Origin of the sequence: Ureibacillus aquaedulcis, assembly GCF_030418165.1 — a bacterium.
GTDB classification, from domain to species: Bacteria; Bacillota; Bacilli; order Bacillales_A; family Planococcaceae; genus Ureibacillus; species Ureibacillus aquaedulcis.
Genome location: NZ_JAUHTQ010000005.1, coordinates 33,155 through 47,804, shown reverse-complemented (window position 1 = coordinate 47,804; position 14,650 = coordinate 33,155). Strand labels below are relative to the sequence as shown.

The following is a 14,650-nucleotide window of genomic DNA, read 5'->3' as shown; positions in this document are numbered from 1 at the left end:
TAAGTTTTAAATTCTATTATCTTAATTTTTAAAGCATAGGCAGTCTTTTGTTCCAGTAGTATCTTCAACTCGGGCTTCATGTTAGGGAAAACAACAATTTTTGTCAACGATAATTGACAAGTAGTATGGAAATGTATTATTGTATTACTAATGTAAACATAATGTAATACAAAGGAGGCTTACTCGATGGAGAAAGTAAATAAAACAGTTAGTTTTAGATTAGATGAAGAAACAGCTAATAAGATGAGCTTCATTAAAGAAAATATCTTAAAAAACGATGATGCGAGTCATTCTGAATTATTGAGAAGTGCCATTAACTTTATGTACGAGAATAAAGAACAAGCATTACTTGAAAAAGGGGATGTAATTGATTTTGTAAAATATTATATCAAGGTTGCGGTACTTCAATCTGAGACTCTTGCACAGTATAGTACCCCTCGTGGTAGACTAGAACAACTTAATGAGCATAGAGTAGGTAATAAATATGACTTGTTAGACGAATTACTCTATGAGATAGATAAAGCCTACGAAGAATATTATTTAGAGGAAATAGTGGAGTTAGGAAAACTTTATGATGAAGAAAATCCTATAAGTTTTGCTAAGTTACTAAGATTTAAACATCGGGCTCTTCCAGAATTATTTTTTGAATTAATGGGAGTAGAAAGAAATGAATATAAAGATTTGGATGAAGATGAATTAGCAGATTTAATTGTTGAAAAATTTAATGATGAAGAATTTAAGTTAAGAGCTAAAGAGCAATTTTTTATGGAAATAACATGATTTGTGGGAGGAAATTAATTTTTGTTAGACACTAATAATACAGCCTATATTTAACAGGGGAAGTGTGTTTTCTATTGGTAGCTGATTACATTTAGTTCGCTCTTTTTTACGTTCTTTTAAAAAACAAGAAAAAGGAGATTTTTTATGGAGATTATGACATCCTATCAATTGGCTAAGATTAGGAAACATCTGCTTGAAACAGAAGGATATTACTGCAAAGCTTGTGGATGCGAAGTGCTAGATAATTATGGAGTCGGTCGTTATTTGCCGAACAAAGCACATGCAGACCATATTATTGCACTAGCAGATGGTGGTAGTCATGATATATCTAATATTCAGATACTATGTAGAGAATGTAATCTACGCAAAGGAAAGATGCCAGATGAAAAATTCAAAGCATTAATCAAGGCTGAGCAGGAATATGTAAAACAATATCAACACGAAATAGAAAAAAGGCGTCAACAATATAAGGAGAAATGTAGTTGTTGCAACGAAGCAGTACCACGAGTGTTTACTAATAACTTATGTAGAATATGTTATCAGAGAGAGTGTCAACGCAGAAGTTATCACAAGCAAAAAAAGAAAAGATTATCACAATAAGACAGTAATCATTTGAAAATAATGAAATTGGAAGTACCTAGTTTTATCAATATATACCTATTAAAATAGGGATGAAAAACTGTACCGAACAGTTATTGATATTTTGAGCATCATATCATTCAATTACTAACCACAACATGAAGGGAGTGAAATAAATGGTTGCTAATAATAGCGAAACATAACCATTAGAAAAGGGAGTTAACTTGGAAAAAGAATTAAAAAGAGAAGCAATTCGAATAATAGATGCTACTTGTGGAAAAGGAAAAACCTCTTGGGCAATTCAACTTATGAATGAAGCTGATGAATCAAAGAAGTTTATGTTTATCACTCCATTTTTATCTGAAGTCAAAAGGGTAAAAAACACTGTTACAAATAGGAAATTTTCAGAGCCTGAGGTGGATAAAAACAATGTAACAAAACTAGACAGTTTAAAGCGATTAGTAAGGCTTGGAAAGGATATTGCTAGTACGCATGAGTTATTTTCAAACATCGATGAAGCGACATTAACTTTTATCAAATCTCATAACTATACGCTTATTCTTGATGAGGTAGCAAACGTTATTGAACAAGCACAAATATCGAAAGATGATATTAAATTATTGCTTGGTCATGATGGGAATGAACCATATGTAACTGTTGATGAAAATGGGTTTGTTACTTGGAAAAAAGAAAAATATGATGGAACGTTTAAACGAATTGAGAGACTAGCTAAGACAAATAATCTGATGATATTTAATGACACAGCTATGTTTTGGACATTTCCTGTATCAGTGTTCAAAGCGTTCAAGGATGTTATCATTCTAACATATATGTTCTGGGGGCAATCGCAACGGTATTATTTCAAAATGTTTGAAGTGCCAATGTATTTCAATTCTGTAGAATTAAACAGAGATACTGGTCGTTTTGAATTAACTCAATATGTTAAACCTACGCAAGAGAACGTTGCATTTCTGAAACAGAACATAAACATCTATTATCCTTCTAAGTACAATGAAAAAGATATGAACGCTGTTGGAGAGAAAAAAGGTGCTTTTAGTAGAAGTTGGTTAACAGAGAGTGCTAAAGATAAAGAGATGGTTAAATTGATTCGGAGTCACGCTTATAATTTCTACGGGAATAAATGCAAGGTAAAGTCAGATAAAGTTATGTGGACATGCTTGAAAGATTTTGAAAAGAAACTTACGCCTAAATCAGCTAAGAAACAATTCGTTTCCCTTACTGCTAGAGCAACAAATGATTATATCGATAAAGAAGTATGTATCTATCTTGCAAATAGGTTTATGAATCCAGTTGAAAAGAAGTTTTTTCAATTTCACAATGTAAAAGTTGATGAAGATTTTTGGGCATTATCTGAATTGATTCAATGGTTATTCAGAAGCAGAATTAGAAGAGGAGAAGTTATTAATTTGTATATCCCCTCAAGTAGAATGAGGAACTTGTTAGAAAAGTATCTAAATGGAGAAGCGGTAGCTTGGTTCGAAAAAGACGATACCTTTATTGTAAAGTGAATTGGAAAAGATTTATCGAATTTTTGCATAAGTGATTCTAAAACCACTTATCGTTACTGGTCTTTTTTCTGATTTCCTTATAGAAGAATATATATAAATCGCATAAGTGATTTTTTGATGAGATATATACATGTGTCTAATCGTAGCAAAGCGAAGATTAGTACATGGTCGGGGAGGAGTGAGTGAGGAACGAACGAGTGACGGGCTGACAAGCCAAAGAAAGGCACCCTGCCCGTCACTACGCTGTCGCTTCGTGCCTCCTCGGCAGTTGCACGTTCTTCACTACGTTCAGAACGGCAACTTTTCTAAATCACTCTAGATGATAGTAAATACAGTATATGGCAACGGTAGTACATTGGAAAGGATTAAGAACTAAAACAAGTTAATATGATTTGTGAAATAGATTACTTTTGTATCGTTGGTAAAATGGAATTATCTTACTTTAGATATCTATTTTATATCCAATAATAATAAGGTTTAAGTTGTTACAATTGTGGGTGAGGAGAAGCTGTCAATGGCAAACAAATATCTTGAAAGAATTAATAGATTATATAAGGAAATTATTGTTCCTAATAGAGTGAAATTAGAAGGGGATAGATGGTTTAAGAGGGATAACCGAACTAATAATTGGGTTGAACTAAGAATATATGAACATGGACAAGTAAGCCTATCTCATTCAAAGGGAACAGCAACCTATATATCTCATTTAGGTTTTTTGCTTAATAATCCTGGCCCATATACTCTGGAACAATTGGTAGATTATATGTATAAGGGTGAATTTCATAAATACTATGGATGGGTAGAAGGCTTTTGGGATAAAGAGAGTTTACTGATGTATTTTCAAAAGATAAAGTGTAATGATGAACCATTATATGAAGTTTACATTAGAGATAATCATTCTGCCTTTTACAAAGCAACAAGAAGAATTTATAAATGCGAGAAGTCTTATCGTTCATTTCTTGAGAGTGTAGGAGAAAATCCAGATGAGATAAGTGGAGATTTACTTATTGATAAGTTTCTTCAGCAAGGAAAATCCATAGAATTTAATATTATAAATATCTTAAAAAAGGTAAAAGCACCATACGAATACTTTGTGCCATTTCCTTCTGGTTCAACTCCCGACATATATATTAGAGAATTTCATACTGCGATTGACATTAAGCGGAGTATCAAAACTAAAATAAACAAGGAGACAAAAAAATATAGTCAAGAATTTAATGAGGTGACTGTAATTTATTTATTGGGTAGTCGAGAAATGGTGAGCTATCAAAATGGTGTGAAAAAAATGAGTATTTATAAGTGGATTTGTTCTCAATCCTTTTTTATGAGCTTATCTGAAAAAAAACAGGAAGAAATTTTACGTGACCTAGATAGGATTGTTAAAAGTATCGATGAAGGACAATATAATTCAGATATATATGAGTATCACAGAATGTTAGTTCAGCAAATTATACAATATGATAAGGAGGGTCTTAATAATCCGCAAATCGCAGAAAAAGTGAATGTTTCTTATAAATATGTTAATAGAATTTTACGTGGAGAAGCTTTACAGGAATATAGTGGGGATTATCCCGCTATATACAAGGAAAAACAGAGAAAAATAAAAAAGGAGCAAGAGACAAAAAAGGCTGAAACAATTGTGCTTTTCCAAAAAGGTCTTTCTAATGAAGAGATTGCTCAGCAGCTAGATACCTCTATTGATATGGTTAAGTATCATCTAAGAAATGCAAAGTTGAACGAGGCGGTACTCAGAAATATAAGGAATGCAGAAATACATAAACTGTTAGGAACTTCTACGAACCATGAAACGCTGATTGAAAAGTTTCAATGGATTGTAAGTATCTTAGAAAAAGATTATTCTACAATAAACGTAGGTGCTATAAAGACTTATTATCACTCACATTTTGTACCTAAAGAAGGTGAAAAATCGATAATAAAAAGTAAAGAAAATATACAATCAAAGGTAATTGAATTGTTTCGCTCAGGAAAAAATACACAAGAAATTGCACAAACTCTTAAAATTCCCGTTACTAGTGTTAGAGAATACCTGAGAAAAGGAAAATTAGGAAGAAAAGATATTCTTTCTATTCGAAATCAAAAATTAGAAATGTTATTAAAGCAAGAGGTAGAGCACCCAACATTAAATTTAAAATTTGAAAGTGTTGCTAATAAACTTAAAGATGAGTATCCTAACCTTACTGCAAAACATGTACGTACATACTATTATGCTCATTTCTTAAAAGAATTAGGATGAAAGAGATAAATGTGAGGAGAAATGGTCTCATATTACAATTGCTGATAATGATTAAAGATAGTCAAGCTGATTATGTAGATTTATAATAGTGACTAAGAGGTGATTAAATGGATGAACAAATTCTTGAATTGTTACAAAAAATGAATACAAGACTTGATAGAATGGAAGAACGTTTTGATAAGCTAGAAGTGTTAATGTCTAGAAACCCAAATTTACTTGATGAGACAACCGAAGCTAGAGATAAAGAAATTGAAGAATTAAAAAAAGGTTAGTGACAGTCGAAAGTTACTTATATAGATTGGATAAGCAACTAATTAAATAACTTTTTTTCCACTAACCTTAACTGGTTGGTGGTCTTTTTTATCCGTCCCCCCTTTTTAATCTTCACTCAGACGAAGTGAGTTGTAGGTATTGGAGTAGCAGAAGAATGAGGAGAGTCTCTAAATTGAGGCTTTTTTTGTTTTTGAGGAGCAAATGAATGTATCTTTGGTCCGAAATGGAGAAATAGTTTAATAACTAATAAAACTGTGATTTTATTGTTTGTAACAGATGGTTTGGATATAGAACAAAGCTTAGAAGTACAAATTTAAACTCCCATATTCTTTTACATAATTTTTATGTGAGCAAATATGGTATAATATTCCTCAATTACTAAAAATATATACTATTTGTGAAATAAAATGTAAATTGTATGGAGGAGAGTCTATTGGCAAGTTATATAATCCCATATTTAGACCCGAAGAAGAATAATATGGAGGAAGACCCTTTATTCTCGGAGTACACTTATGGAGATAATGGGGAAAGAGGTTTAACTTTAAAAACAAAAGTTTCAAAGGGAGATATTCTTTTTTTTTCTAAAACTATAGACACTAATCCATGTATTACTGCATTTTACGAAGTAGAAAAGATTTTGGATATTAAAAATGCAAAAATGGATAATAAAATCATGATGAAATACCATAATCCACACTTATATAGAGATAAAATTCAAGAAAATGAAGTAATTGTTTTTGGGAATCCAGAAAAATCAATGATATTAGACCCCCCTTTATTAGTTAACAAAGCATTACTAGACGAATTATCGATTGAGTATAACGATTCTCCGAATCATTCAGAACTGCAAACTCTTACATTAAAGTTAAGGTGGAAGCGATTAAGTAACTCGCAAGTAAAATTATTACTTTCAAAAGTAAACCCACTGTACAATGAAAGTTTTCTAAAACTACAAAAAAGTTTAGAGTTCCAGATTGTTTTGGATAAAACAGAAAGAGAAACGATTGTTAAGGCACGTATAGGACAGTCAATATTTAAAGATGCTCTTTTAACTGTTGAAAAGAAATGTAGACTATGTGGGGTCTCAGATGAACACTTCTTAGTTGCAAGCCATATTAAGCCCTGGAGTAAATCTAATCATAAAGAGAGATTAGATGTTAATAATGGGTTTCTACTATGCCCAAACCATGATGCTTTATTTGATAAAGGATTTATAAGTTTTGGTGAAAATGGTGTGATTCTGATTTCAGATAGTATTGATAAGTATACTAAGGTTTTTCTTAACATTAATGAAAATATGAAGATTAGTATGAATGAGAGCCAGCAGCAGTATATGAAGTGGCATCGAGAGAACCTTTTTATTCCGATGTAAATTTGACGTAAGCAAAAAGGAAGAAATTATATAGATAGGAATTAAGGATAACGGAAAAATACCATAGATTAAAAGGAGAAAATGCAGTGAATAAAATACTATACTTTCCTTCAATTACTATCCCCAAAAGTCAATGGCTAATGGAGTCATTGTTTTACTGGGACAAAGTGGGGTCTATCGTACCACTTGATTTTTTAGATGAGCCACAACTGCTAGGCGAACATATGAGAAAATTAGTAGAGGCTGGATTGATTGAGCAGGTTGTACCAGAAAATCATTTGTGGAATATTACTAACTTTGAAGAAGAATTTTTAAAATTTATCGATACAAATCCTGTATTTGAACCTATTTCTAAATTGGGGAAGTTAGGATTAATAGGTAAGAATGGAGTAATAAAAACAACAACAGAGATACATATGGGGAAGCTTAGAGGTCTAGGGAAAAAGCTTGAACAGAGAGGGTTGGCAACAAAAGGGCGAGAATCATGGTACGCTGTGGAGGAATATACAGCATCTAATTTTATGACATACCTAGCAACAGTACTAGGAGCAATTACAGAATATAGACCTGTAACTGATAGCTATAATGAATTATCCTACTTCCTTCCTAATGTTCAGCAAGAGAACAGTCAGAACAATCGTGAGTTACTAAAAGAGCAATTACGAGCAAAAATAATTGATAAAGTATTACCTGTTCCTTCTTTTATTGAAGACCCGTATGATATTTATCGGTTTAAGGAGAAGCATTATGATAAGCTAAAAAGATTTCGTATACACATAGAAGAGTTTATTTTAAATCTTGAACTCCTTCCAGAATATCAAGTTGAAGAAAGAATAAAGTTGTTTGCTGAAAGTTCAGAAGATGAAATCAGAGATATTTCAGATAAAATGAAATCTTTTAAATGGAGAATGATAAGTTTTGCTACATTGTGTTCAATTGCCCCACCAGTATTGGATTTAGTTAATGGGATTTCTGAAGATAGTAAACTAGATACTGCAAGTGCAACCGTCAGTTTATTCGGTGCGGTTAATTCGGCACTTAGTAGGACGGAAATAAAAGAAATTGAACGTCGCCCATTGGCATATGCTGCCATAGTTGAGAGGCAATTTAATAAGCAACCGTCTAACATTCACACTACAACAAGCTACTAATACTATAAAGTTGAAGAGAATAGAGCTTTAATATTTTAGCGAGAATCCAATTATGTAGTGTTTATAATTCAAGCCTTATATGGAGTGTAGCTAATCTAAGTAGCTACACTCCATATTTGTAAGGATACAAATTACATGTGGTTTTTAATTGGGTTGAGTGACCACACACATTTACAAACTAGCATTTGGTAAATTTCCGACACGACACAAGTATTTATACTGTTTTAGTCCAGTAAAATCGTAAATCACATTGGAATACATTGATGCAGCTCGATGTGATGTCCGATAAAGATTGAAGTGTCATAACTTATTATGTTATGACTGAATTATAGTGAATATATTAACGCTACTTTTTGTTAAAATAATTGAATTAACGGTGCAATATAGTGGAAGATAGTGAAGGGCATAAAAAGGTTGTTATAGGGGGGTTCAGTCGTAGATTGGTATATAAATCATATGGATATTTCACTATCGTATAACTTGATAGCATTTGAGATAATAGAGAGGAGAATGACTCAAAAGTGGAAGAACTAGTAACCTCATTAGAAGAAGTAGTGAAAAATGTTATACAGTTTAATGAAGATTTGGAAAATCACACTGATATTGTGACTCAACTTTCTATGTTTATACATTGGTATTACATTCCTACAATTAATGCATTTGGTCCAAGTAAGTATATTGGATATAAAAATATGAATACTGAGAAATACGATAGAGGCAAAAGAAAAACAGGTGTTGATACTGAAAAAGAATTAAAAGAATGGTTTGTTAAGTTGTCAGTGGAATCAGAGAAAGCTCAAGAGTTAATGGAAGAACTGTATAAACTATTGGAAAAACACGACAAAAAGGTAAGAAGCAATGCTAACATTCATATTTTAAAAAAAGGAATTAAGCATTCATTTTGATAAGAGAATTTGGTAATAACAATTAAGAGGACAGCCATCTCATATGAGGTGGTATTTTTTAATTCAACTGGTGTCACAACTTAAAAGTTTGACACCGATAACTATGAGGTGATAATATCAGTATATTGAACGGTGTCACAATTAAGTGTCGCAAATAAAGGGTGGAAAGGGGATACTTAGGTGACGATTTATGGATATGCGAGGGTGTCAACAGCAGGGCAGGATTTAGAAGCACAAATTCAATCACTTGAAAAGAATGGTGCGACAATTATCTATCAAGAGAAGTATACGGGAATAAAGACAGACCGACCAAAATTGAATGAGCTATTAAGTGTGTTAGAAGAAGGGGATACATTAATGGTGACGAAACTAGACCGTATTGCTCGTTCATCTGTACAGGGCAGCGAGCTAGTTAAAGAACTGATTTCTAAAGGAATCAAGGTACATATCTTAAATATGGGATTAATGGATAATACCTCAGCTTCTAAATTAATTCGTAATATCTTCTTTGCATTTGCAGAGTTTGAGAGAGATATGATTGTTGAGCGAACACAGGAAGGTAAAGCCATTGCAAGACAAAATCCTAACTATCGTGAAGGACGTAAACCAACATATACAAAGAAACAATTAGACCACGCCTTAGGATTGTTAATGAATCATTCGTATAATCAAGTCGTAGATTTAACAGGGATTAGCAAATCCACACTAATAAGAGAAGTAAAAAAACGTAAAGAACGTAATGAAATTAAATCCGTAAATAATACAGATAAAAAATTAAAAGAACAATCGCTATATGAGGAAACCACTGATACCGGAAAGTCATCAGATACTAATATAATCGAAAAAACTAGCAACAAAAAAAATGATGCTAATGAAAACAACCCTAAATCTCAAGTAACAAAAAATTATGAATTACAAGAACATCATTATGATAGATTCTGTAATGAATGTGGTGAGAGTGTTGCTGAAGATGCTGAAGAATGTGGTTACTGTGGCAGTTCTAGTTTTGATGTTATGGATTTAAATAATTTATAAGGTCAGTAATACCCAAGTTTTTCCACACTTGTCTCCTCGTTATTTTTGTAATAGAGGTTTAGGGATTCAGTTACACAAGGTATTATTAGTCTCCATTCGATTTAAGAAATATCAAGTTAGTTTAATTGTTTTCATTTAATAAAAAATAAAATGAGGTATGTTTAACCTATGACTACTATAAAAGAGATTCAAGCCATTGCAATTGAACGAGGTGGTAAATGTTTATCTGAATCATTTGATGGTTGGAAATATAAACTTAATTGGGAATGTGAACTAGGACATACTTGGGAAGCAACTTTAAGCAATGTTAAGTATGGCAAATGGTGTCCGACATGTGGAAAAAAAAATAGAGGATTGAAAAGTAGAGATACACTTGAAAATATGCAATCTTTAGCATTGGCAAACGGTGGTGAATGTATATCTAAGAGTTATCAGGGCAATAACAAATATTTAAATTGGAAATGTCAAGAGAATCATATCTGGCAGGCTACTCCTAGTACTATAAAAGCGGGTAAGTGGTGTCCTATCTGTGGTAGAGAAAAAGCAGCAAATAAAAGAAGAAAAACAATTGAGGATATGCAAAAATTAGCTGAATTAAAAGGTGGAAATTGTCTTTCCAAGATTTACTCTACTATGAATATTCACTTAGAATGGGAATGCCAAGAAGGCCATAGATGGTCTGCTCTACCAAGTAATATTAAAAGTGGTAAATGGTGTCCCTATTGTAAAGGAAAGTATAGAACGGTAGAAGATATGCAAAAATTAGCTAAATCAAAAGGTGGGAAATGTCTTTCGTCAGAATTTAAATCTATGATGGAAAAGCTGGTTTGGGAGTGTAGTGAAGGTCATAGATGGGAGAGTACACCTAACTCATTATTTAATAGCAACACATGGTGTCCAATTTGTGTAGGGAATGCTAAAAAGGATTTAGTTTATTGTCAAAGTCTAGCTCGTGAAAAAGGTGGAAAATGTCTAAGCAAAATTTATAAAAGTGTAGATGAAAAAATGTTATGGGAATGTTCGAACGGTCATAAATTTAAATTAACTCCTTACTATGTTAGTAAAGGAACTTGGTGTTCAATATGTAGTAAAAACATAAATAATTTACATGAAGAGAAATGTAGATTTATATTTGAATCTTTATTAATGAAGCCTTTTTACAAAGAAAGAAAAGTTTTAAAAGAAAATTTAGAGTTAGATGGATATAATTCCGAATTAAAATTAGCTTTTGAATATAATGGTATACAACATTATGAATTTAATGATTATTTTCATGAAAATTATATAGATTTTGAATTTCAACTTGAAAGAGATATGAAAAAGAAAATACTTTGTGAAGAAGAAGATATAACTTTAATTACAATTCCTTACAAAATTGAAACAGATATGGATAAAGTACGATTTATTAAAGAAGAATTGTTAAGTAAAGGGATAGTAATAAGCAAAGCTGAAATAGATTGGACACTTTTCTATAGAGGCTATGAGCCTTTAAAAGAATTAATTGAAATCGCAAAGAGTAAAAATGGAGAATGTTTGTCACTTGCTTACAATGGTGTAGATAGTAAACTTGTTTGGCGATGTGAGCAGGGGCATCAATGGGAAAGTTCACCTTATCAAATTAAGCATGGTTCGTGGTGTCCTAGATGTAATGGACGACAAAAAACGATTGAAGACATGCAAAAACTAGCTGAATTAAAAGGTGGTATATGTTTATCTTCAGAATACGTTAATAACTCAACAAAGCTACAGTGGCAATGTAGTATGGGACATAATTGGGAAGCAATACCTGCTTCTGTTCAAAAAGGAACTTGGTGTCCAAGCTGTAACGGAAATAAACAATACAGTATAGAAGATATGATAAATATAGCTGGGGAGAGAAACGGAGAATGTATCTCTTTGACATATAAAAATTTTGCTAGTAAGTTGAAATGGCGATGTAACCGAGGGCATGTATGGGAAGCAACACCATCAAGTATTATATCTGGTTCTTGGTGCAAGGAATGTTTAAAACCATCCATTCAAGATGCAATGAAAATTGCTAGAGAGTATGGTGGAGAATGCTTATCAAACAGTTATATTGATTCAACATCGAAATTGAAATGGCGATGTAAATCTGGACATGTCTGGGAGTCTATTCTTGGAAATATTAAAAGAGGCAGATGGTGTCCAGCATGTAATAGTTTGAAGAAAAAACAGAAAAAAATAAAGAAATTAGTCGAACTACAACAAGTAGCTGAGGATAGAAATGGCAAGTGTTTAAGTGAGTCTTATGAAAACGTTGATGCAAAGATGCTTTGGGAATGTAGCAAAGGGCACAGATGGGAAAGCTCTGCTTATAGTATTAAAAACGGAGCATGGTGTAGTAAATGTGCTGCTAAAAGAAATGCCGATAAACGAAGGGGAACTATCGAAGAAATGCGGCAAGTTGCAAAGGTACGAAATGGTAGATGCCTGAGTAATGTATACACTGACAATCATACACTATTGGAATGGGAATGCTCAAATGGTCACCGTTGGATGAGTACAGCTAATACAATTAAGAGTGGTTCGTGGTGTAGACAATGTAGTGTAAAGAAAAATGCTGATAAACAGAGAAAAAGTATTGATGATATGAGAGTGCTTGCTGCACAAAGAGACGGTTTATGTTTATCAGAGGAATATGTGAATGCCCATATAAAATTAATATGGAAATGCTCGAAGGGGCATATATGGGAAGCAAAACCTAATAATATTCAGCAAGGGAAATGGTGTCCAAAGTGTAAAGGTAGGTAAAATAAAATACTAATGCTAGTATGTTTTTCATATTGAGGATATGGGGGTATATTTTCACAATTATAAAAGGGTAATGTACGGAGAACACCTTAGTTGGTTCATCTACACGTCACAACTTTTTATATTGGAATCTTTTTAAATAATTTTTCTCAATCATGCGAAATACCCCCATTTTTTATCCCGCTCTTAAAAATAACTCATATATCTGGAAGCTATACGAATACTGACTTACACTTTAATAGTGTTAGGAGAGAAAATATGTTTCAAACACTTAAAGCGCTTAATCTTTCTAACTTTCTTCAATATTCCTAATAACATTATACCTTATAAAAAACTCCCTCCTAAAAGATTACAAATGACTATACAGTGATGCTATTACATATTCTGCGCAGTTTTTTTAAAAATTCGTTTATTCTATAAAAGCAATATCAGCGTGTCTGCATTATGCCGCATGAATAGTTAATACCTATTATTACCTTTTAATCCGTTCGGTGGTAATATAGGTATTATCAAATGAGTATGGGAGTGTAATCAGATGGGGGATAAAAAGTATCAAGTTTTTATTAGCTCTACATATACGGACTTATTAAAAGCTAGAGAAAAAATCAGTAAGCAAATCCTTACCTTGTATCATTTTCCAGTTGGAATGGAGATGTTCAGTGCTGGGGACGATGACCAATGGACAGTAATAACTAACACAATTGATAAAAGTGATTACTATGTTATTATACTTGGACATAGATATGGTTCATTAGCTGATGACGGATTATCCTATACTGAGAAAGAATACGATTATGCAAAGTCTAAAGGTATACCAATTATGGCATTTGTTAAAAATCGTGATGTGCCAACATTACCGTCTGAACGAGAAAGTAATCCAGAAAATATTGAAAAGCTAGAAAGGTTTATTGAGAAAGTAACACAAAATAAAATGTGTGATTTTTGGATTAATGAGGATGAACTTACTGCCAAAGTTACAGCATCCTTATTTAAGGCGTTTACATTGACTCCTCAAATTGGGTGGATAAGAGCAAATACTATTGATACTGCTAAAACATTAGAAGAACTTACTAAGTTAAGTGCTGAGAATAGAGAACTAAAAGAGGAGCTAGAATCACTCAAGAAAAAGTTAAAGCCTAATAATCCCCAAATATTAGTTGAGATTAATAGTGATGAGAAGGTAAATATACCCTTTTATTCTAAAATGGAAATTAATAAGTTAAGTTTATACTCAGTAATAGAAGAAAAGGATATACCCGAGCATTTACAACCATATATAACAAAAGAAAGTATTGAGAAACATAATTCATTAGTAGAGGAAACTAATTTAAAAATTAAGGATTACAATAGAGAATTAGAAAATTATAAAAGGGCAATAGATACGGGAATAGAGTATGAGATTACTCTTTGTAATGATGGTAATGCAAAAGCTACGAATATTTTTGTTGATATGAATTTTCCAGAAGAAGTTGAAGTGATTGAGGGAGGAATTAATAGCCTTACAGAACCTGAAGTTCCTAAGTTGCCCATAGAACCAATACAAGCTGCAGAGGCAGAGTATTATAAGGAGCTTTTCAAATCCCCGTTAGCTGATTTATCACATTTTTACGCAGATAGAGCATTATATGGAGGAATAGAACTAAATAGTGGAATTATTAATAGAATTTCTTCGAATCATTTAAGCTTTGATAAAGATTATCATATTTCATTTTCTAATAATGACTTAACAGTTAAGTGTTCAAGTTTAATGCATACTAGGGAAATAACCTTTACTGAGAAGTTTTTAATTGTACCCAAAAGTGTTGGTGATTTTAAAATATATGTGAATGTGATATGCGAGGAGTATTCGGAGGCTATTAATAAAGAAATAGTGTTAAGCGTATATGAAGAAGCTATTAAGGTTTAAGGAATTGGAAAAATAAATTATTAATATAAAATGATTTTCCTAAGTAGGCAAACTACATTCGTAGAAGCAAAATTATTTGAGTTTATATATATAA

Annotated in this window: 10 protein-coding genes and 1 pseudogene; all 11 read left to right on the top strand. The window is 32.1% G+C overall.

Annotated features, from left to right (window positions below; translation table 11 throughout):
* Window positions 1–186 precede the first annotated feature (186 nt).
* The 11 genes and pseudogenes from QYB95_RS08620 to QYB95_RS08570 all read left to right on the top strand — a co-directional run bounded on the left by QYB95_RS08620 (window position 187) and on the right by QYB95_RS08570 (window position 14,556).
* The gene (locus QYB95_RS08620; RefSeq protein ID WP_301137939.1) at window positions 187–780 is read left to right on the top strand and encodes a ribbon-helix-helix domain-containing protein; all 594 of its coding nucleotides are present in this window, start codon (window positions 187–189) and stop codon (window positions 778–780) included.
* Between the two features lie 144 nt (window positions 781–924).
* A complete protein-coding gene (locus QYB95_RS08615; RefSeq protein WP_301137938.1) occupies window positions 925–1,380 on the top strand; it encodes an HNH endonuclease in 456 nt (151 codons plus the stop codon).
* Window positions 1,381–1,583: 203 nt separating this feature from the next.
* The gene (locus tag QYB95_RS08610) at window positions 1,584–2,888 is read left to right on the top strand and encodes a DEAD/DEAH box helicase family protein (RefSeq protein ID WP_301137937.1); all 1,305 of its coding nucleotides are present in this window, start codon (window positions 1,584–1,586) and stop codon (window positions 2,886–2,888) included.
* Between the two features lie 514 nt (window positions 2,889–3,402).
* On the top strand, window positions 3,403–5,142 hold the full coding sequence (locus QYB95_RS08605; RefSeq protein WP_301137936.1) for a hypothetical protein: 1,740 nt from the start codon (window positions 3,403–3,405) through the stop codon (window positions 5,140–5,142).
* Window positions 5,143–5,249: 107 nt separating this feature from the next.
* Window positions 5,250–5,414 (top strand): hypothetical protein, encoded by a 165-nt coding sequence (locus QYB95_RS08600; RefSeq protein ID WP_301137935.1) that lies wholly within the window; start codon window positions 5,250–5,252, stop codon window positions 5,412–5,414.
* 434 nt (window positions 5,415–5,848) lie between these two features.
* Window positions 5,849–6,787, top strand: a complete 939-nt coding sequence (locus QYB95_RS08595) for an HNH endonuclease (protein ID WP_301137934.1) — start codon at window positions 5,849–5,851, stop codon at window positions 6,785–6,787.
* Window positions 6,788–6,873: 86 nt separating this feature from the next.
* Complete coding sequence (locus QYB95_RS08590) at window positions 6,874–7,938, top strand: hypothetical protein (protein ID WP_301137933.1); 1,065 nt, start codon at window positions 6,874–6,876, stop codon at window positions 7,936–7,938.
* Between the two features lie 521 nt (window positions 7,939–8,459).
* The gene (locus QYB95_RS08585) at window positions 8,460–8,843 is read left to right on the top strand and encodes a hypothetical protein (protein ID WP_301137932.1); all 384 of its coding nucleotides are present in this window, start codon (window positions 8,460–8,462) and stop codon (window positions 8,841–8,843) included.
* Between the two features lie 180 nt (window positions 8,844–9,023).
* Window positions 9,024–9,575: pseudogene (locus tag QYB95_RS08580) on the top strand (recombinase family protein); the annotation flags it as partial.
* Between the two features lie 471 nt (window positions 9,576–10,046).
* Complete coding sequence (locus tag QYB95_RS08575; RefSeq protein ID WP_301137931.1) at window positions 10,047–12,650, top strand: zinc-ribbon domain-containing protein; 2,604 nt, start codon at window positions 10,047–10,049, stop codon at window positions 12,648–12,650.
* A 535-nt stretch (window positions 12,651–13,185) separates the two neighbouring features.
* The gene (locus tag QYB95_RS08570; RefSeq protein WP_301137930.1) at window positions 13,186–14,556 is read left to right on the top strand and encodes a DUF4062 domain-containing protein; all 1,371 of its coding nucleotides are present in this window, start codon (window positions 13,186–13,188) and stop codon (window positions 14,554–14,556) included.
* Window positions 14,557–14,650: the final 94 nt, after the last annotated feature.

Coding starts and splice junctions, on each gene's coding strand:
- QYB95_RS08600 (WP_301137935.1), top strand. CDS start 5,250: ATGGATGAACAAATTCTTGAATTGTTACAAAAAATGAATACAAGACTT.
- QYB95_RS08620 (WP_301137939.1), top strand. CDS start 187: ATGGAGAAAGTAAATAAAACAGTTAGTTTTAGATTAGATGAAGAAACA.
- QYB95_RS08605 (WP_301137936.1), top strand. CDS start 3,403: ATGGCAAACAAATATCTTGAAAGAATTAATAGATTATATAAGGAAATT.
- QYB95_RS08575 (WP_301137931.1), top strand. CDS start 10,047: ATGACTACTATAAAAGAGATTCAAGCCATTGCAATTGAACGAGGTGGT.
- QYB95_RS08570 (WP_301137930.1), top strand. CDS start 13,186: ATGGGGGATAAAAAGTATCAAGTTTTTATTAGCTCTACATATACGGAC.
- QYB95_RS08615 (WP_301137938.1), top strand. CDS start 925: ATGGAGATTATGACATCCTATCAATTGGCTAAGATTAGGAAACATCTG.